27 protein-coding genes are annotated in these 26,680 nt (G+C 62.2%); 6 read left to right on the plus strand and 21 right to left on the minus strand.

Annotated elements, in window-relative coordinates:
• Window positions 1–6: 6 nt before the first annotated feature.
• From LVY65_RS10975 to LVY65_RS11010, 8 genes are read right to left on the minus strand one after another with little or no spacing between them, the layout of a single operon-like run.
• Complete coding sequence (locus tag LVY65_RS10975) at window positions 7–1,290, minus strand: Xaa-Pro dipeptidase (protein WP_235068269.1); 1,284 nt, start codon at window positions 1,288–1,290, stop codon at window positions 7–9.
• Window positions 1,291–2,007 (minus strand): sulfotransferase-like domain-containing protein, encoded by a 717-nt coding sequence (locus LVY65_RS10980; protein WP_268828741.1) that lies wholly within the window; start codon window positions 2,005–2,007, stop codon window positions 1,291–1,293. It lies immediately after the preceding gene.
• 14 nt (window positions 2,008–2,021) lie between these two features.
• A complete protein-coding gene (locus LVY65_RS10985; RefSeq protein WP_235068274.1) occupies window positions 2,022–2,954 on the minus strand; it encodes an aminotransferase class IV in 933 nt (310 codons plus the stop codon).
• A 53-nt stretch (window positions 2,955–3,007) separates the two neighbouring features.
• Window positions 3,008–3,937 (minus strand): cation diffusion facilitator family transporter, encoded by a 930-nt coding sequence (locus LVY65_RS10990; RefSeq protein ID WP_235068277.1) that lies wholly within the window; start codon window positions 3,935–3,937, stop codon window positions 3,008–3,010.
• Window positions 3,934–5,346 carry a dihydrolipoyl dehydrogenase gene (gene lpdA / locus LVY65_RS10995; protein WP_235068279.1) on the minus strand — a complete coding sequence of 471 codons (1,413 nt, stop codon included), beginning with the start codon at window positions 5,344–5,346 and terminating at the stop codon, window positions 3,934–3,936. Before lpdA ends, LVY65_RS10990 begins: the two co-directional genes overlap by 4 nt.
• Entirely contained in the window at window positions 5,339–5,689 is a 351-nt protein-coding gene (locus tag LVY65_RS11000) for an acyl-CoA thioesterase (RefSeq protein WP_235068281.1), read from the minus strand. Before LVY65_RS11000 ends, lpdA begins: the two co-directional genes overlap by 8 nt.
• A 46-nt stretch (window positions 5,690–5,735) precedes the next feature.
• Window positions 5,736–5,948 carry a hypothetical protein gene (locus LVY65_RS11005; RefSeq protein ID WP_235068282.1) on the minus strand — a complete coding sequence of 71 codons (213 nt, stop codon included), beginning with the start codon at window positions 5,946–5,948 and terminating at the stop codon, window positions 5,736–5,738.
• Window position 5,949: 1 nt separating this feature from the next.
• Window positions 5,950–7,257: a pyruvate dehydrogenase complex dihydrolipoamide acetyltransferase gene (locus LVY65_RS11010; RefSeq protein WP_235068283.1), complete on the minus strand. Its 1,308-nt coding sequence runs from the start codon at window positions 7,255–7,257 to the stop codon at window positions 5,950–5,952.
• Between the two features lie 163 nt (window positions 7,258–7,420).
• Here LVY65_RS11010 and LVY65_RS11015 point away from each other — a divergent pair, with 163 nt between their 5' ends.
• Window positions 7,421–7,879 carry a universal stress protein gene (locus LVY65_RS11015; RefSeq protein WP_235068285.1) on the plus strand — a complete coding sequence of 153 codons (459 nt, stop codon included), beginning with the start codon at window positions 7,421–7,423 and terminating at the stop codon, window positions 7,877–7,879.
• Window positions 7,880–7,893: 14 nt separating this feature from the next.
• On the opposite strand, the gene LVY65_RS11020 is transcribed toward LVY65_RS11015, so the two are convergent.
• Genes LVY65_RS11020 through LVY65_RS11030 form a run of 3 tightly spaced genes read right to left on the minus strand, consistent with a single transcriptional unit; the run spans window position 7,894 to window position 9,475 of the window.
• Window positions 7,894–8,373, minus strand: a complete 480-nt coding sequence (locus LVY65_RS11020; RefSeq protein WP_235068287.1) for a GAF domain-containing protein — start codon at window positions 8,371–8,373, stop codon at window positions 7,894–7,896.
• Entirely contained in the window at window positions 8,373–8,783 is a 411-nt protein-coding gene (gene arfB, locus LVY65_RS11025) for an alternative ribosome rescue aminoacyl-tRNA hydrolase ArfB (protein WP_235068289.1), read from the minus strand. The genes LVY65_RS11020 and arfB overlap by 1 nt, the downstream gene beginning before the upstream one ends.
• Window positions 8,780–9,475 (minus strand): RluA family pseudouridine synthase, encoded by a 696-nt coding sequence (locus LVY65_RS11030; RefSeq protein ID WP_408021989.1) that lies wholly within the window; start codon window positions 9,473–9,475, stop codon window positions 8,780–8,782. Before LVY65_RS11030 ends, arfB begins: the two co-directional genes overlap by 4 nt.
• Before the next feature lie 229 nt (window positions 9,476–9,704).
• Between LVY65_RS11030 and ctrA the strand changes: the two genes are divergently transcribed.
• Together ctrA and LVY65_RS11040 are read left to right on the plus strand one after the other, a co-directional pair.
• Entirely contained in the window at window positions 9,705–10,415 is a 711-nt protein-coding gene (ctrA, locus tag LVY65_RS11035; RefSeq protein ID WP_235068291.1) for a response regulator transcription factor CtrA, read from the plus strand.
• A gap of 207 nt (window positions 10,416–10,622) precedes the next feature.
• Window positions 10,623–10,850: a tautomerase family protein gene (locus tag LVY65_RS11040; RefSeq protein WP_235068293.1), complete on the plus strand. Its 228-nt coding sequence runs from the start codon at window positions 10,623–10,625 to the stop codon at window positions 10,848–10,850.
• Window positions 10,851–10,932: 82 nt separating this feature from the next.
• On the opposite strand, the gene LVY65_RS11045 is transcribed toward LVY65_RS11040, so the two are convergent.
• Both LVY65_RS11045 and LVY65_RS11050 read right to left on the minus strand, forming a co-directional pair.
• Entirely contained in the window at window positions 10,933–11,739 is an 807-nt protein-coding gene (locus LVY65_RS11045) for an arginyltransferase (RefSeq protein WP_235068294.1), read from the minus strand.
• Window positions 11,740–11,872: 133 nt separating this feature from the next.
• Window positions 11,873–13,102 (minus strand): threonine ammonia-lyase, encoded by a 1,230-nt coding sequence (locus tag LVY65_RS11050; protein ID WP_235068295.1) that lies wholly within the window; start codon window positions 13,100–13,102, stop codon window positions 11,873–11,875.
• 53 nt (window positions 13,103–13,155) lie between these two features.
• On the opposite strand from LVY65_RS11050, the gene LVY65_RS11055 reads away from it, so the two are divergent.
• Window positions 13,156–14,805 (plus strand): amidohydrolase, encoded by a 1,650-nt coding sequence (locus tag LVY65_RS11055; RefSeq protein WP_235068296.1) that lies wholly within the window; start codon window positions 13,156–13,158, stop codon window positions 14,803–14,805.
• Here the strand turns inward: LVY65_RS11055 and LVY65_RS11060 are convergent.
• Genes LVY65_RS11060 through LVY65_RS11080 form a run of 5 tightly spaced genes read right to left on the minus strand, consistent with a single transcriptional unit; the run spans window position 14,777 to window position 22,331 of the window.
• Window positions 14,777–16,774, minus strand: a complete 1,998-nt coding sequence (locus LVY65_RS11060; RefSeq protein ID WP_235068298.1) for a protein-disulfide reductase DsbD family protein — start codon at window positions 16,772–16,774, stop codon at window positions 14,777–14,779. The two genes, LVY65_RS11055 and LVY65_RS11060, sit on opposite strands and share 29 nt — an antisense overlap.
• 28 nt (window positions 16,775–16,802) lie before the next feature.
• Entirely contained in the window at window positions 16,803–19,427 is a 2,625-nt protein-coding gene (metH, locus tag LVY65_RS11065; protein WP_235068299.1) for a methionine synthase, read from the minus strand.
• Window positions 19,424–20,467, minus strand: coding sequence for a homocysteine S-methyltransferase family protein (locus LVY65_RS11070; protein ID WP_235068300.1), 1,044 nt, complete (start codon window positions 20,465–20,467; stop codon window positions 19,424–19,426). The genes metH and LVY65_RS11070 overlap by 4 nt, the downstream gene beginning before the upstream one ends.
• On the minus strand, window positions 20,464–21,366 hold the full coding sequence (gene metF, locus LVY65_RS11075) for a methylenetetrahydrofolate reductase [NAD(P)H] (protein WP_235068301.1): 903 nt from the start codon (window positions 21,364–21,366) through the stop codon (window positions 20,464–20,466). The genes LVY65_RS11070 and metF overlap by 4 nt, the downstream gene beginning before the upstream one ends.
• Window positions 21,363–22,331: an ArsR/SmtB family transcription factor gene (locus tag LVY65_RS11080; protein ID WP_235068302.1), complete on the minus strand. Its 969-nt coding sequence runs from the start codon at window positions 22,329–22,331 to the stop codon at window positions 21,363–21,365. The genes metF and LVY65_RS11080 overlap by 4 nt, the downstream gene beginning before the upstream one ends.
• A 203-nt stretch (window positions 22,332–22,534) precedes the next feature.
• Here LVY65_RS11080 and LVY65_RS11085 point away from each other — a divergent pair, with 203 nt between their 5' ends.
• Window positions 22,535–22,774, plus strand: coding sequence for a circumsporozoite protein (locus LVY65_RS11085; RefSeq protein WP_235068303.1), 240 nt, complete (start codon window positions 22,535–22,537; stop codon window positions 22,772–22,774).
• Between the two features lie 95 nt (window positions 22,775–22,869).
• Window positions 22,870–23,052 carry a hypothetical protein gene (locus LVY65_RS11090; protein ID WP_235068304.1) on the plus strand — a complete coding sequence of 61 codons (183 nt, stop codon included), beginning with the start codon at window positions 22,870–22,872 and terminating at the stop codon, window positions 23,050–23,052.
• Between the two features lie 9 nt (window positions 23,053–23,061).
• Here the strand turns inward: LVY65_RS11090 and groL are convergent, their stop codons facing one another.
• The 3 genes from groL to LVY65_RS11105 all read right to left on the minus strand — a co-directional run bounded on the left by groL (window position 23,062) and on the right by LVY65_RS11105 (window position 26,596).
• Window positions 23,062–24,705, minus strand: a complete 1,644-nt coding sequence (groL, locus tag LVY65_RS11095; protein ID WP_235068305.1) for a chaperonin GroEL — start codon at window positions 24,703–24,705, stop codon at window positions 23,062–23,064.
• 83 nt (window positions 24,706–24,788) lie between these two features.
• Window positions 24,789–25,076: a co-chaperone GroES gene (groES, locus tag LVY65_RS11100; RefSeq protein ID WP_235068307.1), complete on the minus strand. Its 288-nt coding sequence runs from the start codon at window positions 25,074–25,076 to the stop codon at window positions 24,789–24,791.
• A 125-nt stretch (window positions 25,077–25,201) separates the two neighbouring features.
• Window positions 25,202–26,596, minus strand: a complete 1,395-nt coding sequence (locus LVY65_RS11105; RefSeq protein ID WP_235068309.1) for an MATE family efflux transporter — start codon at window positions 26,594–26,596, stop codon at window positions 25,202–25,204.
• Between the last annotated feature and the right edge of the window lie 84 nt (window positions 26,597–26,680).

A 26,680-nucleotide genomic window follows, 5' to 3' on the forward strand; every position in this document is an offset into this window, starting at 1 on the left:
CCTTGATCAGCGATCCCGCGAGATCAATGCCCCTCCCTTGATGACCGCTTCCGGGGCCTCAAGCAGGCGGACGTTCTGGAGCGGATCGCCGCTTACAGCGACAAGGTCGCCGTAGCGTCCGACAGCAATCACGCCGACGTCACTTTCGCGGCCAAGCGCCTCTGCGGCATTTCGGGTCGCAGCCTGGATCGCCTGCAGCGGCGTCATCCCATAAGTGACCATAACCGCGAACTGCTGGCCAACCATCGAGTGAGGCATGACCCCGGCGTCGGACCCGAAGACCATTCGAACGCCTGCCTGGTTCGCCTTGCGGAAATTGTCGCGCTGGATCTGGCCGATCTCATAATCCTTGCGGATATTCTCCTCGAGTTCGCCGTTCTTGCGGCCTTCCGCCTGGGTGTAGTCGGTATTCTTGATATCCATCGAGAACCAGACCGGCCGGCTGCGCGCCTTGGCCAGCCGGATGCTCTCGTCATTGAGCAAACTTGCATGTTCGATCGTATCGATTCCGGCGCGGATCGCGGCGTTGATGCCGTCCGCGCCATGGGCGTGCGCCGCGACCCGCAGGCCAGCCATATGTGCCTCATCGGCAATCGCGCGCAGCTCGTCTTCGGTTAGCTGCTGCTGCCCAGGGGTGTCGCCACGGGAAAACACGCCGCCGGTCGCGCAAACCTTGATCACCTCGGCGCCGAACTTGCGCTGTCGACGCACCTGATACTTCAGTTCCTCCGGACTGTCCCCGATACCCTCTTCCTTTTCCTTCTTCTGTGCATTCGGAGGCAGGTAAGTATCGTCGCAATGGCCGCCGGTCGCGCCGAGCGCATGGCCCGCGGGCACGATGCGCGGGCCAACGACATAGCCGGCCTCGATCGCCTGCTTCAGGCCGACGTCGACCCAGTCGCCGGAACCGACGACGCGCATGGTCGTGAAGCCACCATTGAGCATGTCCCGGGCCGTGCTGGTCGCGACGACCGGCCAGAAGCTGTCGGTATATTCGAGAAAGCGGTAACCGCCGATATTCGCGGGCCCCAGATGGGTATGCATGTCGATCAGGCCGGGGAGCAGCGTCTTGCCGCTCATGTCGATATGCTTGACGTCGGCAGCCCAACGCACTGTCCGTGCGTCGCCGATGGAACTGATCCGTCCGTCATCGCCAATGAAAATCGCCGGATGCTCGACATAGCGGCCGGTCAAAACGTCTAGATAGCGGTCCGCGGTAACCACCGTCGCCGCTGAGGCGGCGGTGGAGGCAAGGAGGGCAGCGGCAAGGAGGGCTACGGTTCGAATCATTTAGGCGTTCCTCAGGGCAAATCGGGAAAGGTGCAGGTAGTCGTCCATGCAGGCATCGGCGACGGCCTGCAATGCCGGGGCGAGCGGGAGTGGGTCGGTAAAGTCCGGGCTTTCAAATCCAGTGCTGGCTTCGACGTGTCCGTACCAGTGCGATGCCCATATTCCGTCTTGCGGATGGCGGCCCGCAGGCCAGCTAAGCATCGCCGGGTCCCAAGAAATGCCCAGTGCCCAGCACAATTGCGAGAGCACGCCTGACGGCTCAGCAAGCACGTAGGCGCTGTCGATGACCGGTGGAGCGTGGCCCAGTCGTTGGCACTCGCGATCGAAAAACTCGCGCTGCAGGCGCAGCCCTAGGTCCGCTGACGTGACCGTTTCGCGCTTCCTCGCATAGGATGCCGCCATCAGATGTGGGTCGCGGATAAGGAAGGCGTGGGTCAGCCCTTCAAGATCGTCGGGCGCAATCGGCCCGACCATGTGATGCGCCATATGCTTCTGGTACCAGACCGGCGAGCCATCGGGCGGATCACCCGCGAGCGCTTCGGCGACCTTGCGCCAATCGGTCTCCATCGACGCAATGACTTCCTCGGCCATCGGATGGTCGGCGCCGGTCTCTTTCAGGAAGGCACCATAGAAAGGCTCGTCGGAAACGAAGCAGTCGGGTCGGCTGGAAAAGGAACGCATCATCGCGGTCGAGATGTTGCGGGGTCCCGACCACATGGCAATGCGATGGGTCAAGGACGCGCCCGTCCCGCGACGTCTCGCTCCAGCCGCGCGAGATAGAGCGACTGAAGCCGTTCGACCATCGGCCCGCGCTCGCTCGAGATTACCCGTCCATCAATGGTGCCGACCGGCGCTACTCCGGCGAAGGTCCCGGTCGTAAACGCCTCATCCGCGCCATAAACGTCGGTCAGCGAGAAGTTGCGCTCAAAAGCCGCAATGCCCGCCTCGCGCGCCACCTCCAGCACCAGCCCGCGCGTGATTCCGTCGAGGCAATAATCGCCACTCGACGTCAAGATTTCCCCGCCGCGAACGATGAAGAAATGGGTCGAATTGCAGGTCGCGACGAATCCATGCGGGTCGAGCATCAATGCCTCGTCAGCCCCCGCCTCGGCCGCCTGAATACAAGCGGTGATGCAATTCAGCTTACTGTGACTGTTGAGCTTGGGATCCTGCACGTCGGGATAGCCGCGCCTGACATGGACGGTGAACAGCTTGAGCATCCGCGTCGCCGTTTCCGGGACGGGCGCCTTCCATTCGGGAATGATGACGATGGTTGGCGGCGAAATCACGACCCGAGGGTCCTGGTATGGGGTCGAGCGAATGCCGCGCGTCACCATCAGTCGGATGTGGACTCCGTCGCCACCCATCCCGTTGGCGTCGAGCAGCGCATAGAGGCGCCGCTCCATCGCCTCTTTGGCCAGACCAACGTCCATCGCGATCGCCTTGGCCCCGCGATAGAGGCGGTCGAGATGTCGGTCGAGGAAAGCGATCCTCCCCTGATGGACGCGCAACCCCTCCCACACTCCGTCGCCGAGCATAAAGCCGCTATCGAACACAGACACGCTCGCCTGTGGCCGCGGCACATGCTCGCCATTAATATCGATCAGGACCTCCGCATTGCGCGGATCAGGTACGAAATGGTGGGTGCCGGTAGCGTTGGTCATGAAAGGCCGAAGCTAGCGAGCCGAGCGGCCAAGTCCATACTGGCCCCGGCCGCTTAACAAGGCGGCCCGCGGTCTACCGAGCTGTACGGGCGGATATAAAGTGCATGGACCATCGGGAAACGGGATTCAAACTCGCGTTCGATCTCACAAACCAGACGTTCAACGTCGCGCGCTGAAATATTGTCATCGAAATCGACCGACAGCATCGCGGTGATCTGATCGGGAGAACTGTGAACCGTGAGAATCTCACCTACCGCCGTCACGCCTGTCTTTGCTTCAACCATGCGGTGCATCTCCGCCACCATCTGGGGATCGGCCGCTTCTCCAATCAACAACGCCTTTGATTCATAGGCGAGGAAGAAGGCAATGATCGCCAGGATTAGGCCGATTACGACTGACGCCGCGCCGTCGTAGCGCGGGTCGCCGGTATATTGGCTGATCCCGAGACCGATTGCCGCGGCAATGATCCCGACCATCGCTCCGCCATTTTCAAGCAAGACGATGAAGCCAGGTGGATCCTTCGACTGCTGCACGGCCTGGATCCAGCCAAGCTGGCCCTTGTGCTGCTTAAAGTCCTTGAAGGCCTCCAGTGTCGATCCACCTTCAAGCAGGAAGGCGATCGCCAGCACGCCGTAGGCGATGATCGGCGAAACCGCCGGCTCTGGATCCGATATGTGGATAATGCCTTCGTAGATCGAAACACCGGCGCCCAATGCGAACACCAGCACGGCGACAATGAAGCTCCAGAAGTATATTTCGCGGCCGTAGCCAAAGGGATGATATTGGTCCGCCGGCCGCTTTGCCGCCTTGCGGCCCCACAACAACAGCAGCTGGTTGGAGCTGTCGACCACCGAGTGGACGCCTTCGGTCAGCATTGCCGAACTGCCAGTGATCGCCGCTGCACCGAATTTGGCGGCGGCGATGCCAAGGTTCGCCCCGAAAGCGATCCATAAGGTCCGGTTGCCGTGGCCGACAGCGCTCAAATGTGGATTACCCTTCCGTAGGCCGCGAGGACGCTTTCGTGCATCATCTCGCTAAGCGTCGGGTGGGGGTAGACGGTGTTGATGAAGTCGGCTTCGACCAACTCGGCGGTCTTGCCGACGGTATAACCCTGGATCAGCTCGGTCACCTCGGCACCGATCATGTGCGCGCCAAGCAGTTCCCCGGTTTTGGCGTCGAACACGGTCTTGATGAAGCCTTCGACCTCACCCAGCGCGATTGCCTTGCCGTTGCCGATGGCCGGGAATTTGCCGACCTTGATCTCGTAACCGGCTTCCTTGGCCTTGGCTTCAGTCAGGCCGACGCTGGCGACCTGCGGGTGGCAATAGGTGCAGCCAGGGATGTTGCGGACATCCATCGCGTGCGGGTGGACATCCTTGTTGCCCAGCGCCTGCGCGATCGCCTCCACGGCGATGATCCCCTCGTGGCTGGCTTTGTGCGCCAGCCACGGCGGTGCGGTGACGTCGCCGATTGCCGAGATGCCGGGCACGTTGGTGCGGCACATGGCATCGGTGTCGATATGGCCCTTGGTGGTTTTGACGCCGAGTTTTTCGAGCCCGATATTCTCGGTGTTGGGCGCGATTCCGACCGCGACGATGCAGTGGGAGAAGCGTTGCTCGCTGACCTTGCCGTCCTTGGTCTTGATCTTCGCGGCCACGCCTTTGGCATCGGCCTTGAGCCTTTCAACACCGGCCGATGTGAGCAGGGTCATGCCCTGCTTTGCGAGGCTCTTGGCGAGGAAATCGCTGACTTCCGCATCCTCGACGGGCACGACGCGGTCCAGCATTTCGACCACGGTCACCTTGCAGCCCATGTCGTTATAGAAGCTGGCGAACTCGATCCCGATCGCGCCAGACCCGATGACCAGCAGCTCGGTCGGCATCTCCGGCGGCGTCATCGCATGGCGATAGGTCCAGATGCGCTTGCCGTCGCTCTGAGCAAAGGGCAGTTCGCGGGCCCGGGCGCCGGTGGCGATAATGATGTGCTTGGCGGCAAGCTCGGTCTTCTTTCCATCGGAAGCCACCGTCATCTTGCCGGGCGCGGTGATTGTCCCCTCGCCCATATGAACCGTGATCTTGTTCTTCTTCATCAGGTGCGTGACGCCCTGGTTCAATTGCTTGGCGACCGCGCGGCTGCGGGCGACAATCTTGGCCAAGTCCGGCTTCACTTCGCCGGCGACGAGGCCGAAGCTGTCGGCGTGACGCATGTGATGCAGCATCTCGCCGGACCGAAGCAGCGCCTTGGTCGGGATGCACCCCCAGTTGAGGCAGATTCCCCCGAGATTTTCCCGTTCGACGATCGCGGTCTTGAGGCCCAGCTGCGCCGCGCGGATCGCGGCGACATAGCCGCCGGGACCGGATCCGAGGACGATAAGGTCGTAGGTGTCAGCCATTGCTTTCCTCTTTCGCCGCTATCTCCCGCGGCTTGTCGTTTTCATCGAGCGCGACAAAGGTGAATTCGCCGGTCGCCACTTCAAATTCCTCGTTGCCGTCGCGAGTGCGCGCGAGTGCGCGGGCGGCAAGGGTCATTGAAGTCCTCCCCTGCCGTTTCAAATCGACATAGACGCTGAGCTCGTCGCCCACGGCCATTGCCCCGGTGAAGGTTAGATTGTCAGCCGCGACCACCACCGCCTTGCCGCCGGTATGGCGCGACGCGAAGGAGCCGCAGGCCAATCCCATCTGGCCCATCAGCCAGCCCCCGAATACCCCGCCATAGGGATTGGTGTCAGACGGCATTGCGGTGACACGAATGAGGGGAACACGGTCAGGCAAATTTCCGCACTCAGCGGCTGTGCCAGTTGAAGAAAAGGCGAAACGCCACAGCCGAGCCCAGGAATAGCGGGACCGAGAGCAGTAAGCCTGGCGAGCCTTCGAGCGGACGAATGGTTCCGAATTTCGTCCAGCTGTGCAGCCAAAAACCGGCTTCGCCACCGAAAATCATCGGCACCAGGAAGCCGACGATAGCGCCAAGGGCCAGGGCCGCCAGCCACTTCATCTTAAGCGACCAGCCCAAGCGGGCTTTCGATCAGCTCCTTGAACGCCTTCATCAACCGTGCCCCATCCGCCCCGTCAATGGCGCGGTGGTCGAAGCTGCCCGTGGCACTCATGACGGTTGCGATCTGCAAGGAATCGTCGATGACGTAGGGCCGTTTCTCGCCCGCGCCGATGGCCATGATCATCGCCTGCGGCGGATTGATCACCGCCTCGAAATGCTTGATCCCGAACATGCCCATGTTGGAAAGGCTGGCAGTGCCGCCCTGATATTCGTGGGGCTGCAGCTTGCCCTCCTTGGCACGGCCGGCGAGGTCCTGCATCTCGGTCGAAATCTTCGACAGCGACTTGTCCTCGGCTCCGGCAATGATCGGCGTGATCAACCCATTGGGGATGCTGACTGCGACCGAAATGTCGGCGCGATGATATTTGATCAGCTGGTCGCCGGCGAAGCTGACGTTGCACTCCGGAACCTCTACCAGTGCCAGCGCTAGCGCCTTGATCAGCATGTCGTTGACGCTGAGCTTCACGCCGCGATTGGCAAGCCCCGCGTTGAGTTCCCCGCGAAGTTTGAGCAGCGCATCGAGCCGCGCTTCGAGCGTCAGGTAAATATGCGGAATCTGCTGCTTCGACTCGGTCAGCCGGCGCGCAATCGTCTTTCGCATATTGGATAGCTTGATCGCCTCATGCGGAACGCCATCGGTGAACGCCAATTCCGTCTCCACCGACTGGAGCCCGGCGGGTGCGGCGGTTGACGTCGGCGCAGGCGCGGACATTGCACCACCAGCCGCCTTGCCCAGGTCGGCGCGGACGATGCGGCCACCCGGACCCGAGCCTTTGAGCGTCGACAGGTCGATGCCCTGCGCCTCCGCCAATCGCCGGGCGAGTGGGCTAGCCTTGATCCGATTACTTGCATCAGCCTTGGGAGTGGACGTGGCAGCAGCGGGCGGCGCGGACGGCGTCTCACCTCCGCCACTGGCTGGCGCGGCAGGCTCGATCTTCGGCTCTTCTACCTTGGGCGGCGGCGCGGCCTCGGCCTTGGGGGCGGGCGCGGCGGCGCTGATCTCTTCACCTTCGCCAGCCAGAATCGCAATCGGCGTGCCGACTTTCACTCCGTCCGAACCCTCAGCCACCAGAATCTTGGCGATGGTCCCCTCGTCGACGGCTTCGAACTCCATAGTCGCCTTGTCGGTCTCGATTTCAGCCAGAATATCGCCCGAAGCGACCGTGTCGCCTTCCTTGACCAGCCATTTGGCGAGCGTTCCCTCCTCCATCGTCGGCGACAGTGCGGGCATCTTCAGTTCGATGGACATGGGCTCTCTCGGGCTCGGTCAGACTCGACCGGCACAAAGGCCAAAGCGATAAGCGGGTCAAGTGGCGAGTATGCAGCTTGTCGGCGAACAAGCAGAAACGATGTGCCGGAAAAGCTTGCCACCGAGCCCCACTTGCAGCAGCGTCCCACCGGGGAGAACAGGGATGGTTCGCACTTACCTGGTCGTAATTGACGACAGCCCGGAGGCCCGCGTTGCGCTGCGCTTCGCTGCCCGCCGTGCCGCCAAGACCGGTGGCGCTGTCGATGTGCTGGCCGTGGTCGAGCCGCAAGATTTCGTCCAGTGGGGCGGGGTCCAGGCGGCGATGGAGGAGGAGCAGCGTCTCCGCATTGAGGCCAGCGTTGCGGCCAGCGTTGGCGAAATCATGGACGCAGCCGGGATTACTCCGGAGATTGTCGTACGGCCGGGGGACCCGGTCGCGGCCGTCCGCGCCCACATCGGCACCCGCGACGACGTTGCCGCGCTCGTGCTCGGCGCCGCGCAGTCCGGACACCCCGGCCCGATGGTCGCCCATTTCACCGGTCATGACGCTGGCAAGCTGCCCTGCCCGGTGATGATCATCCCCGGTGGTTTGACCGATGAGCAGCTGGAGGGGCTCTCCTAACCCCCGGGCCCTTGCTAAATCGCCCTGGAAAGAATCTCGCCCAACCTTACGCAGCCCGCCTCGTCCTCCGCGTCGAACCGCGCATGCTTGGGGCTGTCGATGTCGAGTACGCCGAGCAATTCTCCGTCGCGGATCAGCGGCACGACGATCTCGCTGTTCGAAGCGCTGTCGCAGGCTATGTGGCCGGGAAAAGCATGGACATCCTGGACCCGCTGCACCTGCCGGCTTTTCGCCGCCGCTCCGCACACGCCCTGATCGAACGTCATTCGGATGCAGGCTGGGCGGCCCTGAAACGGGCCCAAGACCAGCTCGCCGCCGATATTGCGGTAGAAGCCGACCCAATTCACATCGGGTAGCGTCTCGTAAATCAGCCCCGAAGCATTGGCCATGTTGGCGATGCCATCCGGCTCCCCGGCCACAATCCCCTCCAGCGCGAGTGCAAGGTCGGCGTAGAGTGTGTGCTTGTCCGCCGCTTCGATCTTATAGTCGTACATCAGTCCAGCCTTATCCTTCCGCGCGCCGCTTTGATCGCGCTGCGGCCCTTTTTCTCATCGACCCGCCTCGCCTTAGCCGCCCGCGAAGGGCGGGTCGGCTTGCGCTTGGCCTGGACCATATGGGCAGCCGCGATCATTTCCGCCAGTCGGGCCCGCGCATCTTCACGATTGGCCTCCTGCGTTCGGAAGCGGCGAGCGGTTATCACCAACTCGCCGCCGGTCGTCATCCGGCTTCCCGCAATCGTCTTTAGCCGCTCATAGGCATCGGGGCTCAGCCCCAGCTTGAACACCTCGACACGCAACTGGCAGGCAGTTGCAACCTTGTTGACGTTCTGCCCCCCCGGCCCGGTTGCGGCGAGGAAGCGCTCCGAAAGCGCCGCTTCCGGGATCAATACGTCTTCCGGCTTCACAGGAAATCCAGCCAGCGCCCGAAACGGTCGGGAACCGGTGCCGTGACGTCGATCGCAGGCTTGTCCCCGCGCGGCATAACCAGCTTCCAGGCGTGGAGCAGCATGCCGCTGTCCGGCAAGGTCATGCCGCCCAGCTCAGCATCGTCGGGCAGGCTGTAGACCGGATCCCCGACGATTGCTGCGCCCAGGCCCCGCGCGGCATGAACCCGTATCTGGTGGGTGCGGCCGGACAATGGTCGAAACTCGACCAGGCTTTGTCCATCTGCGACCGCCAGTCGCCTCCATCTAGTAGCCGACGACTTGCCGCCCTCATCGACGACCATGCGCCAGCCACCGGCTGCGCTCGATACTTTGGCGATCGGCAGCTCGATCAGCCCCTCTTCTTCCACGATCTCGCCGTCGACCACGGCGAGATAGCTTTTTGCTACCTCGCCGCGCTCAAATGCCTGCTGGAAGCGCGCTCGTGCCTTGGGATTGCGGGCAAATAGCAGGCAGCCCGACGTGTCGCGGTCGAGCCGATGCATCGGCACTGGCGGACGTTTGAAACCGAGACTCAACTCCTCGATGCGCGCCTCGACGCTATCGCCGCCCGAACGCGGCGCATCGACTGGCAGGCCCGCGGGCTTATCGATCACAATAGCTTCGCCGTCGACGAACAAGATACGGTCTTCAAGGTGCATCGGCCTCGTCATTGCCGCACCTGCAACATGTAGCAATTCAATTTGAACAATGAGCTGACCCGATCCTTTCCCGATGCTGATCTAAACTGATGCACCGCTGCAACGATATCGGCCATTTACGAAGTTTTACGCACTATTAACCTTTTAAGGTCAGAAACCGCATGGTTAATGGACGCTTAGACGTCGTTAAGAGCGTGAAACTATTACGCTCCGATCGGCGAGCTAACCAGGGGAATAGAGCATGCGGGTTCTGCTGATCGAAGACGAAGCGACCATCGCCAAGAGCATCGAACTGATGCTCGGCACGGAAGGCTTCAACGTCTACACCACCGATCTTGGCGAAGAAGGCCTCGATCTCGGCAAACTCTACGATTACGACATCATCCTGCTCGACCTGAACCTGCCCGATATGCACGGCTATGACGTGCTGAAGAAGCTTCGCACCGCCAAGGTCTCGACCCCGGTGCTGATCCTGTCGGGCATCGGTGAGATGGATTCGAAGGTTCGCGCGCTGGGCTTTGGCGCCGACGATTATGTCACCAAGCCCTTCCACCGCGACGAGCTGGTGGCGCGCATCCATGCGATCGTCCGCCGTTCGAAGGGTCATTCGCAATCGGTCATCCGCACCGGCAAGCTTGCCGTGAACCTCGACGCCAAGACGGTCGAGGTAGACGGCGCCCGAGTGCACCTGACCGGCAAGGAATATGCGATGCTGGAGCTGCTTTCGCTCCGCAAGGGCACCACGCTCACCAAGGAAATGTTCCTGAACCACCTTTACGGCGGCATGGATGAGCCGGAGCTCAAGATTATCGACGTCTTTATCTGCAAGCTTCGTAAGAAGCTGAGCCTTGCTTGCGGCGGCGAAAATTACATCGAGACCGTGTGGGGCCGCGGCTATGTGCTGCGTGACGCCGAAGGCGATACCGGCACGATTGAGGCGGCAGTAGCGTAACCCTGAATTAGTAGCCTGGGGGAGTGGACGCGGCGGGGCGGAAATGCCCCGCCGTTTTTCGTTGTCCTAATATCCCGGCGGGCAAGAATATGAATGTCTCACTACAGAATCTGTAGTGATTTGCTTCATTTGCTGAACTGGAGGCGATTGCCACGCCACGGCAGGAAGCCGGCGACCGCAATAAGGTCCAATGAAGGAGATCAAAAAATGCCGCTAGTGACGATCGACGTCATCAAGGACGTCTTTAGCCCGGCAAAGAAGCAGGAGCTCATCGAGAAGGTGACCGAGGCCATGGTTGAAGTCGAAGGCGAGGAATTGCGCTCGGTGACCTGGGTCCGCATCGTCGAGGTCGAGCAGGGCAATTGGGCCATCGGTGGACAGTGCCTGAGCGCCGCGGCCGTCCATGGGATGGGCGGAAAGCTCAAAGCAGCCTGATTAGCCCGGCAGGGCTTCGGAATGGCGGGGCGGAAACGCTCCGCCGTTTCCTTTCGCAACTCCCGCCCCGATTGAGGAGCGACTACGCGTCGACCAGGATCCGCCGCGGGCTGCGTGTCGGCAGCGCCAGGTCTAGCGGTACAGGCACCGGCTCCGGAACGTCCATGCGCCGCCATCCATCGCGGCCAAGCTTCTCCATTGGCTTGAAGCTCGCCTTGTAGGCCATGCGATCAGACCCTTCGACCCAATAGCCCAAATAGACATAAGGCAGGCCGGCGCGTGCGGCGCGGACGATATGGTCGAGGATGATGTAAGTGCCTAGGCCCTTCCTGGCTCCCTCACCCACATCGTAGAAGCTGTATATCATCGAAAGCCCATCGCCCTGCTGATCACTCAGGCAGGCCCCAACGAGTTTGCCCGGTCTACCGTCAACCGACGGTTCCCGATATTCGATGACGTAGGTGCGGACCGGCGTCTGCTCGATCATGTCCGCATAATCCTGCTCATCCATCTCGGCCATCCCGCCGCCGGGATGGCGCGCGGTAAGATAGCGGCGGAGAAGGTCATACTGCTCTTCGGTGCTCCACGGCCGGCAGGCGTTGACCTCTAGGTCGCTGTGGCGACGGAGGATTTTGCGCTGCGTGGCGTTGGGCGTGAATTCGCTGGCCAGTGCCCGAACCGAAACACATGCCGAGCAGTCCACGCAACTGGGGCGATATGCAACGGACTGAGAACGGCGGAATCCAATGCGGCCGAGCGCTTCGTTAAGCTCCCCGGCGTTGCGGCCGTTCAATTCCGTGAACACCTTCCGCTCGACCTTGCCCGGAAGATATGGGCATGGCGAAGGGTTGGTGACAAAGAACTTCGGGAAGCGAAATGGTGCGCTCACCCTGACCTGCCCTCCGCAAATGGTTACGAAACTCTTTATGCTCGTCGTAAACGAGTAAGAAAAGGGGGTGTTACCCCGAAAAGAGGGTTAATGCGGCAAGGTGTGCCGCAAGGGGACGGATCGGGGTTAATTATTAGTCGAGTTCAGCGCGCTCGACATGGAAGCCGGCGCCTTCCAGATGCTTGACCAGTGTGTCGATCGCCTGGGCATCCCGCGCCTCGCATTCAACCTCGATGACGGTGTCCTTGGCCGGAAGGCGAGTAAAGATGCGGTGATGGTTGGTCTCGATGATATTGACCCCGCTTTCGTAGAATTTGGCCGTAATCGCTGCCAGAGCGCCTGGCCGGTCCTGCGCAGCGATCCTCAAGCGGGCAATTCGTCCGCAGCGAACCAGTTCGCGCACCAGGACATTGGCAAGCAAATGCGTATCGATGTTGCCGCCGCATAGCGTGGTGCCGATCTTCCGGCCCCGAAAACGCTCTGGCTGTGCCAGGATCGCCGCGAGTCCGGCGGCGCCCGCTCCTTCGACCACTGACTTCTCGATTGCGACAAGCATCGCCACGGAATGTTCGATGTCCTTTTCGCCGACCAGGTCGATGCGATCGACGAGATCGGCAATGATTGCGCGAGTCAGCTGGCCTGGTTCCTTGACGGCAATGCCCTCAGCCAGGGTGTCGCCGCCAATCGCGCCATGGCCGCCCTCGACGACATTCTTCATCGACGGGTAAAGCTCGGCTTCGACCCCGACTACTTTGATCCCGGGCTTGATCGCCTTAGCCGCAGTCGCCACACCTGAAATCAGCCCGCCGCCGCCGATCGGAATGACGAGCGTGTCGAGTTCCGGGGCATCCTCGAGCATTTCCAGTGCGACGGTTCCGGCCCCGGCCATGACCGCCACATCGTCGAAGGGATGGACGAAAACATATCCGTCCTTGGCCTCCAATTCCCGCGCGTGGGTATAGGCATCGTCGAACCGCTCGCCACGCAACACCACATGCGCCCCGTGACCCTCCGTCTGGGTGACTTTGATCATCGGAGTCGACACCGGCATGACGATCGTGACCGGAATGCCGAGCCGACGGCCGTGATAGGCGACCGCCTGGGCATGATTGCCTGCCGAGGCCGCAACCACGCCCCGAGCCCGTTCCGATTCGTTCAGCTGCAGCAGCTTATTGAGCGCGCCGCGCTCCTTGTAGGCGGCGGTGAACTGGAGGTTCTCGAATTTCAGCCACACCTCGGCGTCGGCAATCTCCGAAAGGGTCCGGCTCATCATCATCGGCGTTCGGATCACCGATCCCTTGATCCGCTCCGCGGCGGCGCGGATGTCATCGATTGTCGGGCGGGTCTTTGTTGGGGCGTCCATGGCGACGCGGCCTAAACCTTCACGCCGCGTCAAACAATGCTATCGAGCACCACATGATCAAGAGTTTGACCGCAACGTTTGGATTGCTTCTCGCCACTTCGTCGGCCGCGATGGCCGATACGCTGATTTTCAATGCGAACGGCCTTCAGGTCGATGGCAGCGGCAAGCTCCAGCATTTCACCAGCTTGCTGATCGGTGACGACGGCAAGGTCAAAAAGACGCTAGGCCCGATCGACAAAACTATGCCGCTGGCGGAACATAAGATCGATGCGGGCGGCAAGACGCTGCTTCCCGGGCTGATCGATGCGCACGGCCATGTCATGGCGTTGGGGCTCACAGCGCTGCAACTCGACCTGACGGGCACCAAGTCGCTAGCGGAATTGCAACATCGCCTGAAGGCTTACGCCGAAGCCAATCCTTCCGCCCGTTGGATCCTTGGCCGCGGATGGAACCAGGAATTGTGGGGTGACAAGCGCTTCCCGACATCGGCCGATATTGATGCGGTGGTCGATGACCGCCCCGTATGGCTCGGACGGGTCGACGGCCATGCCGCGGTTGCCAATAGTGCGGCGATCCAAGCGGCGGGCTTCTCGCTCAACACCCAGGCGCCAGCCGGGGGCAGGATCGAGAACGGCCTTTTCGTCGATGCTGCAATGAGCCTGATCGAATCGAAGATTCCAACGCCGACTCCGACCGAAGAAGATGCCGTACTGGGCAAGGCTCAGGAATTGCTGCTAGCGAACGGGCTCACCGCCGCCGCCGACATGGGTACCGGACCGGACGAGTGGGCCGCTATGGAGCGTGCGGGAAAAGCCGGCACGCTCAATGTCCGGATCCTGAGCTATGCCGGGGGCATCCCGGGGATGCGGGCGATCAATGGCGGCAAGCCGAGCGAATGGCTTTATGGCGACCGGCTGCACTTGGCCGGGGTAAAGCTCTATGCCGACGGAGCGCTGGGCTCACGCGGCGCATGGCTCAAGAAACCTTATGCCGACAAGCCGGAGACCACGGGCCTGCAGTTCCTGACCGATGCGCAGATCCTCCAGCAAGCCGATACCGCTGCCTCACTCGGTTATCAGCTCGCCATCCACGCCATCGGCGATGCCGCCAATGCCCAGGTCATTTCCACCTATGAGACGCTGGGCAAACGCTATCCCGGTGATCGCCGCTGGCGGATCGAGCATTTCCAAATCGCCGACCCCGCCGACATTTCGCGCCTGAAGCCTGCGGGAATCATCGCGTCGATGCAGCCTACCCACCAGACGAGCGACCGACTGATGGCGGAGGCCCGCCTTGGGTCAGACCGCTTGAAGGGTGCCTACGCCTGGCAAACGATCGAGCAGCTTGGCATTCCGATCGCCTTTGGTTCCGATTTTCCGGTGGAGAGCCCCAACCCCTTCCCGGGTCTTGCCGCCGCGGTCAGTCGCCAGGATATGAACGGCCAGCCTCCGGGCGGCTGGTATCCCGAACAGCGGGTCAACTTCGAACAGGCGCTGGCCGGCTTCACCCGCGGCGCGGCCTATGCCGGCTTTGCGGAAAGCAAGATCGGTAGCCTGGAACCCGGTAAATGGGCTGACTTCATCCTCGTCGACCGCGATGTCAGCAAGGTCGACGCCCAAGCCCTTGCCCGCACCAAGGTGATTGAATCCTGGGTAGCCGGCAAGAAAGCCTGGTCTAGCGCGGACGCAATGCCCGCTCGATGAGCATTCCGGGTGTCAATATTTGCGGTAGTTCCTCGGGTTCGGCGCGGCCGGGCTCATACCATAGGTAGAGCGGCACGCCGGCCCTGCCGCGACCCTCAAGAAAGCGCGTGATCGCCGGGTCGCCGTTAGTCCAATCGCCGACGAACACCCTGATCCCGGCCTTGCCGAATGCCTCCCTGGTCGCCTGGCGCTCGATCGCGGCAGCCTCGTTGGCCTTGCAGGTCAGGCACCAGTCGGCGGTGAAATAAACGAAGACGGGCTTGCCCGCGGCACGGTATTTCTCGACTGCGGTCTCGCTCCACGCCTCGGACCCCAAGGGCACGCGGGCGGCGGCCTGCGGCTGTCGCGGAACCTGCGTTGCCGCCACCCCTGTCAGCAATAGCGCAACTCCGAACGCGGCCCAGCCGGTACGCTGGCCCCGTCGCTGTCGCAGGCCGGTCAAGTAGAGCAGCAGCGTTAGCGCCCCAGCCACGCCTAGCCCCACCAGCAGCGCCGCCGGTCCGCCCTGCCGGTAGAGTAACCATAAGCAGCCCACTGCCGTAGCCGCCATCGGAATGGCCAGGAAGCGCTGCAACCGCACCATCCACGGTCCTGGCCGCGGCAAGCGGCCGCGCAAGATCGGAATGAAGGCGATGAGCAGGAAGGGTATTGCCAACCCCAGCCCAAGCGCCGCGAAGACGGCGATCGAGCCGTAGATTGGCAAGAGGAGGGCGGTTCCTAGCGCTGCGCCCAAGAACGGCCCTGCACAAGGAGTGGCGACGAACGCTGCCAATGCGCCGGTGCCGAAACTTCCTTGCGGATTATGCTCCCCAGCAAGCACCGGTAGCTCGAAGGCCCTGAGCAGGTTCAATGTAATGGCCGTGGTGAGCAGAAGCAGTACGATTGTCGTGCGCGGATCCTGCAGCTGGAAGGCCCAACCCGCCGCGCTTCCCCCTGCGCGGATGGCCAGCAAGGCCGCGCCAAGCAATCCCGTTCCAATGATTGCTCCCGCCGTATAGGCCAGCGCGTCTCGTCGGGCCCGACTCTCATCGCCGCCCAACTTCGCCAGATGCAGCGCTTTTAGGGCAAGGATGGGGAAGACGCAGGGCATAAGGTTAAGCAACAAGCCGCCCACCATCGCGCCGAATAAGGCATAGAATAGCGCGTTCGCGCCGAGTCCGCCGACGGATTGCCCACCCTTGGGAACCTGCCCAGGAATTGCTTTGATCTCGAGCCCTCGACCGTCCCCCAGCGCCAATACGCCCGACAGCCGCTCAGGATTTCCCCGGCGACGCTCCAGCTCGGCGATCAGCAAGTCGCCTTTGCGCCGGAAGCCCTGCGGCGCGGCATAGTCTATCGGGCCGTCGTCGGCGGGGAAGAAGTAGGGCTGGCCAACCATCACGCTGGCAGGAAGTGGCACGGCAATCTCGATCTTATTGTCCCTGACCGCAAATCTTGCCGGACTCGCCAGTGGTCGCGGCAGCGCGCGCCGCCATTCGTCGAAACGGACCCGCTCGGTTGCCTCGCCCATTGCAGTTGGCACGTTTAGCGAAATGCTGCCTCGCTCCGGCACGCAGATTTTATCCGTACAGGCCAGCCATTGCGCTTCAGCCCGTATCGGCACCACGCCCCTGGCATTTGCTGGCACCGTAAACCTGGTCAGCAACGCATAGTCGCGTTCGTAGACATAGTTGACGATCCCGGCGACGAGCAGCTTGTCCGGCACTGGAAAGCGCAACGGCCCCAGCCGAGCGCCCTTCGGCAATTGCCACTCGATCTTCATCGGCAAGCCAGCATCGCCCGGATTGAGCCAATAGCCGTGCCAGCCAGGATCGGTATGCATCAGAATCGCGAGCTCGACTTCGCCGCCCGGCGTCGCGGGGCCTTCGGCAATCAATTCAGGCCGGATTGCATTTTGGCGGGAGGCAATCTGGGCAACGGCAGGTTGCGCCAGAAGAGCAAAGACGAAGAGGGGCAGCCAACGGATCACGTGGCAATCGCTACCCGCCCGCGCGCAGCTAGTCGAGATTGGGCCTCAGCCACCTGGTTGCGGTCTCGACATCGACCTCGCGCCGCTGGGCATATTCCTCAAGCTGGTCCTGCCCGATCCGCGCCACCCCGAAATAGCTCGCATCGCGATGAGCAAAGTAAAAGCCCGACACAGCCGACGTCGGTAGCATTGCGAAATTTTCAGTGAGCGTAACCTCACCCGGCGCGCCGCCCAGCATGTCGAACAGGATCGGCTTAAGCGAATGGTCCGGGCAGGCCGGATAACCGGGGGCCGGACGGATTCCCTGGTATCGCTCGCGGATCAACTCTGCGTTCGAGAGATGTTCGTCAGCATAGTCCCACAGGCGGTTGCGGACATGCGCGTGGAGCACCTCGGCAAAGCTCTCGGCCAGGCGATCGGCCAATGCTTTCAAAAGGATGTCGTCATAGTCGTCGACCGTCTGCTTGAACCGTTCAAGATGCGGCTCCAGGCCGTGAATCCCGACCGCAAACCCGCCGATCCAATCCTCGCCGTCTGGATCGATAAAATCGGCCAGGCACATGTTCGGCCGACCCTCCCGCTTCTTCACTTGCTGGCGAAGGAAGGGAACACGGGTCCAGTCATTGCCGGCGAGGATGAGGACGTTATCGCCTTCCCGGCGGCAGCGCCACAGCCCGACCGTTCCCTTCGGTGTGACCCAGCGCTCGGCGATAATCTGGTCGAGCATTTGCTGCGCATCCTTGAACAGGCTGCGCGCACTCTCTCCAACCACCGGATCGTCGAGAATAGCAGGATAGGTCCCGGCGAGTTCCCACGCCCGGAAGAAGGGCGTCCAGTCGATCGAGGCCTTGAGGTCCTTCAGCGGCCATTCGCCGAAATGATGAAGGCCCGGATATTGCGGCGCCGGCGCCTTGCCCGACGGGTCGTAGGCAAATCCATTGGCCCTGGCATCCGGGAGCGCAGCCAGCTCGCTGTGGCCGCTCCGCTCTCTCGACCTGCGAATCTTTTCATAATCTTCGGCGGTCGTATCGATCAGTGGCGTCCGCTGGGTATCCGAGACGAGCGACGAGGCCACGCCGACCGCCCGGCTGGCGTCGAGCACGTGGATCACTGGCCCTTCATAGGCCGGGTCGATGCGTAGCGCTGTATGCACCTTACTGGTCGTTGCACCGCCAATCAGCAGCGGCAGGCGGAGGTCGGCCCGCTGCATTTCACCGGCCACCGTCACCATCTCGTCCAGCGAGGGCGTGATCAGGCCGCTAAGCCCGATCATGTCCGCATTGTTGTCGTTGGCCGCCTGCAGGATCTTCTGCCACGGCACCATGACCCCTAGATCGATCACCTCGAAGCCGTTGCACTGCAGGACTACGCCGACAATGTTCTTGCCGATGTCGTGCACGTCACCTTTGACGGTCGCCATCACAATCCGCCCCTTCCCGCGGCTCGCCCCTGACTTCTCCTTCTCTTCCTCGATGAAGGGTATGAGATGGGCGACCGCCCGCTTCATCACGCGCGCCGATTTCACTACCTGTGGCAGGAACATCTTGCCCGATCCGAACAGGTCGCCAACGACGTTCATGCCGTCCATCAGCGGTCCTTCGATGACCTCGATCGGGCGAGCGAAGGCCTGCCGGGCCTCTTCCGTATCTGCGACGATATGTTCGTCGATCCCCTTGACCAGTGCGTAGGACAGCCGTTCAGTGACTGGCAGCGAACGCCACTCGGCCGCTTTCTTCTCCTCGGCGGCGTCGGTGCCGCGAAATCGCTCGGCGAGCGCAATCAATCGTTCGGTGGCATCGCCTCCTGCCTTAGGGCGTCGGTCGAGGATGACGTCCTCACACGCCTCGCGCAATTCGGGATCGATCGCATCATAGACGTCAAGTTGGCCGGCATTAACGATGGCCATGTCCATTCCCGCCGGAATCGCATGAAATAGGAACACCGAGTGCATCGCGCGGCGAACCGGCTCGTTGCCGCGAAAAGAGAAACTGAGGTTCGACAGCCCGCCGGAAATATGGACGTGAGGGCAGCGCGCCCGGATCTCGCGCGCCGCCTCTATGAAATCGAGCGCATAGCGGCGATGCTCGTCGATCCCGGTCGCCACCGCGAACACGTTCGGATCAAATATGATGTCCTCGGGCGGAAAGCCGTCGCCAATCAGCAGCTTGTAGGCCCTTTCGCAAATGTCGATCTTGCGCTGCTTGGTGTCGGCCTGGCCAGTCTCGTCGAATGCCATCACCACGACCGCTGCGCCATAGGCCCGCACTTTCCGCGCCGTCTTGAGGAACAGACCTTCGCCTTCTTTGAGACTGATCGAATTGACGATCGGCTTGCCCGACACGCACTGCAGCCCGGCTTCGATAACGCTCCATTTGGAGCTGTCGATCATCACCGGCACCCGTGCGATGTCCGGCTCGGCTGCCAAGCGCTTCAGGAACGTCGCCATTGCCAGCTCGCCGTCGAGTAGCGCCTCGTCCATGTTAACGTCGATGACCTGCGCCCCGGCCTCGACCTGGTCGCGCGCCACCGAGACCGCGGCGTCATAGTCTCCGGCCAGGATCAGCTTCTTGAACTTGGCCGATCCGGTTACGTTGGTCCGTTCGCCGATGTTGACGAAGCGCGCGCCGGCAGCCGCGCTGGAAAAATCATTCATGCGGCGAGGGTCATCGGCTCGAGGCCGGACAGCATGGTATGATTCGACGGCGCCGGAATCTTGCGCGGAGCTGCGTCGGCAGCCACCTTCGCTATCGCTGCGATATGCGCCGGCGTCGTCCCGCAGCAGCCACCGACGATATTGACCAGACCATCGTCCAGCCATTCGCGGACCTGCACTGCAGTTTCCTCCGCGGCTTCGTCATAGCAGCCGAGCTCATTCGGCAGGCCCGCGTTGGGATAGGCCATTACAAGCGTTTCCGCATGGCGGGCCAGCGCGGCGAGATGCGGGCGAAGCTGCGCCGCTCCGAACGAGCAGTTGAGTCCAATTGTCAGCGGCCGAGCGTGGCGGACGCTCGCCCAGAAACCCTCGACCGTGTGGCCGGAAAGGTTGCGGCCCGAAAGGTCGGTCAGTGTCATCGAAATCATGATCGGCAGCTCGCGGCCTAGTGCCGCTTCGGCTTCCAGTGCGGCCATGATTGCGGCCTTGCAGTTGAGCGTGTCGAATACCGTTTCGATCAGGACGAAATCGATCCCGCCCTCGACCAGCGCATCGATCTGCTCACGATACACGTCCTTCACTTCTTCGAACGTTACCTCGCGATAGCCGGGGTCGTTGACGTCGGGCGAAAGCGACAGGGTCTTGTTGGTCGGGCCGATCGCGCCTGCGACCCAGCGCTTCTTGCCGTCAGCTGCGGCTTCCTCGACCACCTTGCGGATGATTTGTGCCGCAGCGCGGTTGATGTCCGGCACCAGGCTTTCGGCACCATAGTCGGCCTGGCTTATGCGGTTTGCATTGAATGTATTGGTGGCCAAAATGTCAGCGCCTGACGCGACGAACTGCTTTGCGATTTTACGGACAATATCTGGCCGCGTCAGGTTCAGAAGGTCGTTGTTGCCCTTCTGATCATGGTTGAGCGGCAGGTCGCCGCGATAATCGGCTTCTTTCAACCCCTCGCACTGGATCAGCGTACCGTACGCGCCGTCCTTGACCAGCACGCGCCGCGCTGCGGCGGCCCGAAAATCATTGGCCACGGTCATGCGCGAACTCCCAGCAGGTGACAAATGGCGTAGGCCAGTTCGGCCCGGTTCAATGTGTAGAAATGAAAGTGCCTGACCCCGCCGGCATAAAGCTGACCGCAAAGCTCCCCGGCTAACGTCGCGGCAACCAGCTGACGGGCGGCGGGAAGTTCGTCGAGCCCCTCGAACAGCCGGTCGAGCCACTGCGGGATCGCGGCCCCGCACTGACCGGCGAAGCGTCGTGTCGTAGCGACATTCGACACCGGCAAAATGCCCGGCACGATTTCGATACCCGGCCGCCGCTCGGCCAGGGTGTCGCGATATCGCAGGAAGCAGTCAGCCGAGAAGAAGAATTGGGTAATCGCCCGGTCCGCGCCTGCGTCGATCTTGCGCAGCAAATTATCGAGGTCGCTCTCCGCAGAGTCGGAATCCGGATGGCCTTCCGGATAGGCCGCCACCGAAATCTCGAATGGCGCTACGGCTTTCAGGCCCGCGACAAGTTCGGCGGCGTTGGCATAGCCGCCCGGATGCGGCGAATAAGCCTGGCCAGGCTCCGGCATGTCGCCGCGCAACGCGACGATATGCCTCACCCCTGCTTCCCAATAGTTGCAAGCGATCTCGTCGATCTCATCGCGCGTGGCGCCGACACAGGTTAGGTGGGCGGCGGGTGTAAGGTCAGTTTCCCGAACGATCCGCTCGACTGTAGCATGGGTCCGCTCGCGGGTTGATCCGCCCGCCCCGTAGGTGACCGATACGAACCTTGGCTTTAGCGGCGCCAGAGTCTCGATCGAACGCCAAAGCGTCTCGGCCATTGCGTCGGTCCTTGGCGGGAAAAATTCAAAGCTGACGTTGATGTCACCGCGCGCCTCGGCAAACAGCGGGGCATGCCCGTTCAGCGCAATTTCGGTTTCGTGGTTCATGCGGCAGCGCGCTCTTCGCGGGCGGCTTCCGGTTTGATCCCCCGCCACAGGATGACGCTAAGCTCGCCCCCACCGAGGCGCTCGATCCGGTCAAGCTCCAGCCCGGCCGCGGAAAACCAGCCGCGCATCGCATCGTCGGCGAAGCCCAGCCGCAAATGAGCGTCCTGTTCCTTAAGCTCGGCACGATCATGCTGGGCGAAATCGATCACCAGCAGGCGTCCGCCCGGGGCGAGCACCCGCGCCGCTTCGGAAATCGCTGCACCGGGCTGCTGCGCATAGTGAAGCACCTGATGGAGGATAATGCTGTCGGCACTTCGATCGCCAAGCGGCAAGGCATACATGTCGCCCTGGCGAAGGCTCGCTCCACAAATGCCTGCCTGTTCCAGCTTGACCCTGGCCAGCCGCAACATTTCTGACGATCGATCGATGCCGATCGCACTTACAGCCTTCGGCGCAAACAGCTCCAGCATTCTACCTGTACCAGTTCCGATATCGAGCAACGCGCCGATCGGCCGGTCGATGAGTAGCCCGGCAATCGCCCGTTCGATCTCGGCGTCGGCGATATGCAGCGAACGGATGCTGTCCCACGTCGCGGCATGAGCTTCAAAATAGCGCCGAGCTGCCTCGGCGCGGTCGGCGCGGACCGAATCCAGTCGCGCAGCATCCCCCGCAAATGTCTGGCGGGCCTCGGGATCATCCCAGCCGTCGTAAAGCTCAAACAGCGGCGCGGTTCGATCGGGGTCGGCAATCTGGAGATAAACCCAGCTTCCTTCTTTCCTACGGCCAACCAGCCCCGAGTCGCTGAGAATGCGGACGTGGCGCGAAACGCGCGGTTGGCTTTGACCCAATAGCTGTGCCAATTCCCCGACCGACAGCTCCATTACCCGCAGCAGCGCAAGGATGCGGAGCCGCGTTGGATCGGCCAGCGCTTGGAAAAGCGCCGCAAGCTTGAGGTCCTGGGTCACCTCTTAAGGATATAAAGAAGTCTTTATATCCGTCAATCGAGGATGGCTCCGGATGATATCATTCTGCACATCTAACAAATGACGATTGCGTGACGCGACAAACATCAATATCTCCGCTCGCTGGCCTGACGCTCGCGCGGCAGGCCGAGCCGGACTGGTTTTCGCAAGGGGGCCAGTCCCCATAAGCAAGGAATGGAACGATCATGAAGAAGGTTGCACTGACCGTTGCGGTCCTCGCGCTCGGCCTTGCCGCGTGCGAAACCAAGACCGAAAACGCCGTCGAGAACGTTGCTGTTGAGAATGCCGTTGAGGCTGACGCCAACGCTGCCGACGCTGCTGTCGACAACGCGCTCGATTCGGCCGGTAACGCCGTTGAGAACGCCGGCGACGCCGTCGAGAACGCTGGTGACGCCGCAGCGAACGCTGCCGACAACGCGATGTAATCATCGCTGTCGCACGTTTTTGCATGTGATAGGGGGCCGTCTGCCATGTGCAGGCGGCCCTTTTTTCTTTCGGTCGAAGTGGTACTTCGGCCGAGATGAAGGTCCTTATCCTCCTGCTGGCCATCTTGTCCGCCGGGTGCACCCGGGAAGAAAAGCCCGAAGCCCCGACTCCGGCGGAGGCCGATCGGCTAAATGACGCCGAAGCGATGCTCAACGGCCTCGCCAATGAAGAAGGGCCGGTGGGCAAGCCCACCGACCCTTCCGTCAACTCTCAATGAGGGTTGGGCTTAGAAGTCCATTCCACCCATACCGCCCATTCCGCCGCCGCCCATCGACATCGCCGGCTTGTCTTCGGGCATTTCGCTGACCGCCGCTTCGGTGGTGATCAGCAGGCCCGCGACCGACGCGGCGTCCTGTAGCGCGGTGCGAACGACCTTGGTCGGGTCGATCACGCCGGCCTTGACCAAGTCCTCATAGACCTCGGTCTGGGCGTTGAAGCCGAGCTTCTCGTCCTTGCCTTCGAGCAGCTTGCCCGAGATCACCGCGCCGTCATGGCCGGCGTTCTGGGCAATCTGGCGTACCGGCGAGTAGAGCGCCTTGCGGACGATATCGATGCCGCGGGTCTGGTCGTCGTTGACGCCCTTCAAACCCTCGAGCGCCTTGGTCGCGTAAAGCAAGGCAGTGCCGCCGCCAGGGACGATGCCCTCTTCGACCGCAGCGCGGGTCGCGTGGAGAGCGTCGTCGACGCGGTCCTTGCGCTCCTTGACCTCGACCTCGGACGCACCGCCGACCTTAATCACGGCAACGCCGCCGGCGAGCTTGGCGAGACGCTCCTGGAGCTTCTCACGGTCATAGTCGCTGGTGGTGTTCTCGATCTGCTGGCGGATCGCCTCGGTGCGGGCCTTGATCGCATCATGCGTGCCGGCGCCGTCGACAAGGGTCGTGTTGTCCTTGTCGATGGTGACACGCTTGGCGGTGCCGAGCATGCCAACCGTGACGTTCTCCAGCTTGATGCCGAGATCCTCGGAGATCATCTCGCCACCCGTCAGGATCGCGATATCCTCAAGCATCGCCTTGCGGCGATCGCCGAAGCCGGGCGCCTTTACCGCAGCGACCTTGAGGCCGCCGCGCAGCTTGTTGACGACGAGCGTGGCCAGGGCCTCGCCCTCGATGTCCTCGGCGATGATCAGCAGCGGACGACCCGACTGCACGACTGCTTCCAGGATCGGGAGCATCGCCTGCAGGTTGCTGAGCTTCTTCTCGTGAATCAGGATGTAGGGATCGGCCAGTTCGACCGACATCTTCTCCGGATTGGTGATGAAGTAAGGCGACAGGTAGCCGCGGTCGAACTGCATGCCTTCGACGACGTCCAGCTCGAACTCGAGTCCCTTGGCTTCCTCGACGGTGATGACGCCTTCCTTGCCGACCTTCTCCATCGCCTCGGCGATCTTCTCGCCGACAACGGTGTCGCCGTTGGCCGAAATCACGCCAACCTGGCTGATCTCGTTCGAACCGGAGACCGGCTTGGAGCGCTTCTTGAGGTCCTCGACGACCTTCGAGACGGCGATATCGATGCCGCGCTTCAGGTCCATCGGGTTCATGCCGGCCGCAACCGACTTCATGCCTTCGCGGACAATCGCCTGGGCGAGCACGGTCGCGGTGGTCGTGCCGTCACCGGCAATGTCGTTGGTCTTCGAAGCGACCTCACGCAGCATCTGCGCGCCCATATTCTCGAACTTATCCTTAAGCTCGATTTCCTTGGCGACAGTGACGCCGTCCTTGGTGATGCGCGGTGCGCCGTAGCTCTTGTCGAGGACGACGTTGCGGCCCTTGGGGCCCAGCGTCACCTTGACGGCGTCGGCGAGGATGTCGACGCCCTTCAGAATCCGCTCGCGCGCGTCGCGCGAGAATTTCACGTCCTTGGCTGCCATCTGGCTACCCTTTCCGATTTTAAGTTCACTAATTTCATGGAGACAGGCGCCATTTTCGTGAAGTTAAGCGCCCGGCCCAAAGGTCAGCCGACGATCCCGAGGATGTCGCTTTCCTTCATGATGATCAGGTCTTCACCGGAGATCTTCACCTCTGTGCCGGACCATTTGCCGAACAGGATGCGATCGCCAGCCTTGACGTCGAGCGGCGTCACCTTGCCTTCGTCCGAGCGAGCGCCCGAACCGACGGCGACGACTTCGCCTTCCTGCGGCTTTTCCTTGGCGGAGTCGGGGATGATGATCCCGCCCGCGGTCTTCTCTTCGGCCTCGACCCGACGGACGAGGACACGATCATGAAGCGGCCTGAAACCCATGTTGCTTGACCCTTTTGCTTCCAAAAATTGCAGTTGCACTTGGCACTCCTATAACAAGAGTGCCAGCGATGCCGCGCATATGGGTCGGAGGTTCCTACACGTCAACACCTGCGATCACGATATCGTCACGCGGAGGCGTGGATCAGTCCAAGTGTTTCGCGCCGCGTCCAGCGCCAGATCATCAGGATCGCGACAACGCCGAGACCGGCGGCGAGGCCAGTCCAGATGCCGATGCCGCGCCAGTCCATTGCAAAGGCCAGCGCAACACCGACCCCCAATCCGATGGCCCAATAGCCGAACAGGGCGAAGACCATCGGCACGCGCGCGTCGTGGAGGCCCCTGAGCATGCCTGCGCCAACTACTTGCGCTCCGTCGACGACCTGGAACAGCGCGGCGACCAGCAGGAAGGAAACCCCCAGCGAAATGACCGCGGCATTGCCCGGCGTGTCGTCGAGGAACAGAGTGATGAGGTCGCGCGGAAACACGTACATCAGCGCCGCCATTACCGTCATGAAAACGGTGCCCAGCCCGAATGCGGTCCAGCCAGCCAGCGTTATTCCATCGCGGTCGCCCCGCCCATAGGCCAGTCCGACCCGCACCGTGGCGGCCTGGCCAAGCGCGAGCGGAACCATGAAGGTCGTCGCTGCGATCTGTAGTGCAATTTGGTGAGCGGCGACCGACGGCGCGCCAAACAGGCCCATCAGATAGGCGGCCGCACTGAATACGCCCCCTTCGAACCCCATCGTCAGGCCGATCGGACCGCCGAGCAGGAACAATTGGCGGAAGCGCCGCCAATCCGGCCTCCAGAAGCGGCCGAACAGATGGAATCGGCGGAACTGCCGGTCCGTCAGGATGACGATGGCCAACGCCAGCGCCATAGCCGTCCAAACGATCGAGCTGCCAATGCCGCCGCCGATCAACCCAAGTGCCGGCAACCCGAAATGGCCGAAGATCAATGACCAGCTCACAAGGCCGTTAAGCGGAATTCCTGCCGAACTGATGATCAGCACCCAGCCCGGGCGCTCCATGGCGGAAACGAAGTTGCGCATCACCTGGAACAGCATCCAGGGCGGGATCACCCACATATAGCCCTTAAGGAACCAGGCGGCGAGCCGGGCGAGCTCGGGTTCCTGTCCAAAGGCCAGGATGATCGGTTCGGCGTTCCATAATACGATCAACGTCGGAACGGTCATCATCACAGCAGCCCATAGAGACTGGCGAAATGTCCGCCGGACGTCGCGGACGGAATTGAACCGCGCGCCCAGCGCCGATGCAATCATCGGTGAAGAGGCGGTGAGTACGCCCAGGGCGAACAATATCATCCCGAATGAAAGGCTGAGCGCCAGGGCGGCCGCGGCGAGCTCCGTCGGCCCAAGCCAGCCTAAAAGGATCACGTCCGTCGCCTGGATGAGCTGCATCGTGAGGTTGGCCAGCATCATCGGCCAGGCAAGACTCAGCGTGGCCCGGAGCTCATCGCGCCACGGACGACTGCTACTTGCGGAGGCGATTGCGGCTTGCATGGGCAGCCGGTTAGCAGTTTTGCCATTTTGCGCCACAGCCTCCGGTCGAAAATCCTTGGGCCGCTTCGCCATTCTGCTCTAGGC

It is taken from the genome of Sphingomonas cremea (genome assembly GCF_021502585.1).
Lineage (GTDB): Bacteria > Pseudomonadota > Alphaproteobacteria > Sphingomonadales > Sphingomonadaceae > Sphingomicrobium > Sphingomicrobium cremea.

What these genes read in the sequence shown, in the direction of transcription:
- metF (WP_235068301.1), bottom strand. Translation starts at nt 21,366, where the DNA reads ATGAACCACGAAACCGAAATTGCGCTGAACGGGCATGCCCCGCTGTTT.
- lpdA (WP_235068279.1), bottom strand. Translation starts at nt 5,346, where the DNA reads ATGGCTGACACCTACGACCTTATCGTCCTCGGATCCGGTCCCGGCGGC.
- LVY65_RS11050 (WP_235068295.1), bottom strand. Translation starts at nt 13,102, where the DNA reads ATGGACGCCCCAACAAAGACCCGCCCGACAATCGATGACATCCGCGCC.
- groES (WP_235068307.1), bottom strand. Translation starts at nt 25,076, where the DNA reads ATGGGTTTCAGGCCGCTTCATGATCGTGTCCTCGTCCGTCGGGTCGAG.
- LVY65_RS11070 (WP_235068300.1), bottom strand. Translation starts at nt 20,467, where the DNA reads ATGACCGTGGCCAATGATTTTCGGGCCGCCGCAGCGCGGCGCGTGCTG.
- LVY65_RS10975 (WP_235068269.1), bottom strand. Translation starts at nt 1,290, where the DNA reads ATGATTCGAACCGTAGCCCTCCTTGCCGCTGCCCTCCTTGCCTCCACC.
- LVY65_RS11000 (WP_235068281.1), bottom strand. Translation starts at nt 5,689, where the DNA reads ATGCCGTCTGACACCAATCCCTATGGCGGGGTATTCGGGGGCTGGCTG.
- metH (WP_235068299.1), bottom strand. Translation starts at nt 19,427, where the DNA reads ATGAATGATTTTTCCAGCGCGGCTGCCGGCGCGCGCTTCGTCAACATC.
- LVY65_RS11105 (WP_235068309.1), bottom strand. Translation starts at nt 26,596, where the DNA reads ATGCAAGCCGCAATCGCCTCCGCAAGTAGCAGTCGTCCGTGGCGCGAT.
- LVY65_RS11090 (WP_235068304.1), top strand. Translation starts at nt 22,870, where the DNA reads ATGAAGGTCCTTATCCTCCTGCTGGCCATCTTGTCCGCCGGGTGCACC.
- LVY65_RS11010 (WP_235068283.1), bottom strand. Translation starts at nt 7,257, where the DNA reads ATGTCCATCGAACTGAAGATGCCCGCACTGTCGCCGACGATGGAGGAG.
- LVY65_RS11040 (WP_235068293.1), top strand. Translation starts at nt 10,623, where the DNA reads ATGCCGCTAGTGACGATCGACGTCATCAAGGACGTCTTTAGCCCGGCA.
- LVY65_RS11030 (WP_408021989.1), bottom strand. Translation starts at nt 9,475, where the DNA reads ATGACGAGGCCGATGCACCTTGAAGACCGTATCTTGTTCGTCGACGGC.
- LVY65_RS11085 (WP_235068303.1), top strand. Translation starts at nt 22,535, where the DNA reads ATGAAGAAGGTTGCACTGACCGTTGCGGTCCTCGCGCTCGGCCTTGCC.
- LVY65_RS11015 (WP_235068285.1), top strand. Translation starts at nt 7,421, where the DNA reads ATGGTTCGCACTTACCTGGTCGTAATTGACGACAGCCCGGAGGCCCGC.
- LVY65_RS11005 (WP_235068282.1), bottom strand. Translation starts at nt 5,948, where the DNA reads ATGAAGTGGCTGGCGGCCCTGGCCCTTGGCGCTATCGTCGGCTTCCTG.
- groL (WP_235068305.1), bottom strand. Translation starts at nt 24,705, where the DNA reads ATGGCAGCCAAGGACGTGAAATTCTCGCGCGACGCGCGCGAGCGGATT.
- LVY65_RS11020 (WP_235068287.1), bottom strand. Translation starts at nt 8,373, where the DNA reads ATGTACGACTATAAGATCGAAGCGGCGGACAAGCACACACTCTACGCC.
- LVY65_RS10980 (WP_268828741.1), bottom strand. Translation starts at nt 2,007, where the DNA reads ATGTGGTCGGGACCCCGCAACATCTCGACCGCGATGATGCGTTCCTTT.
- LVY65_RS11055 (WP_235068296.1), top strand. Translation starts at nt 13,156, where the DNA reads ATGATCAAGAGTTTGACCGCAACGTTTGGATTGCTTCTCGCCACTTCG.
- ctrA (WP_235068291.1), top strand. Translation starts at nt 9,705, where the DNA reads ATGCGGGTTCTGCTGATCGAAGACGAAGCGACCATCGCCAAGAGCATC.
- LVY65_RS10985 (WP_235068274.1), bottom strand. Translation starts at nt 2,954, where the DNA reads ATGACCAACGCTACCGGCACCCACCATTTCGTACCTGATCCGCGCAAT.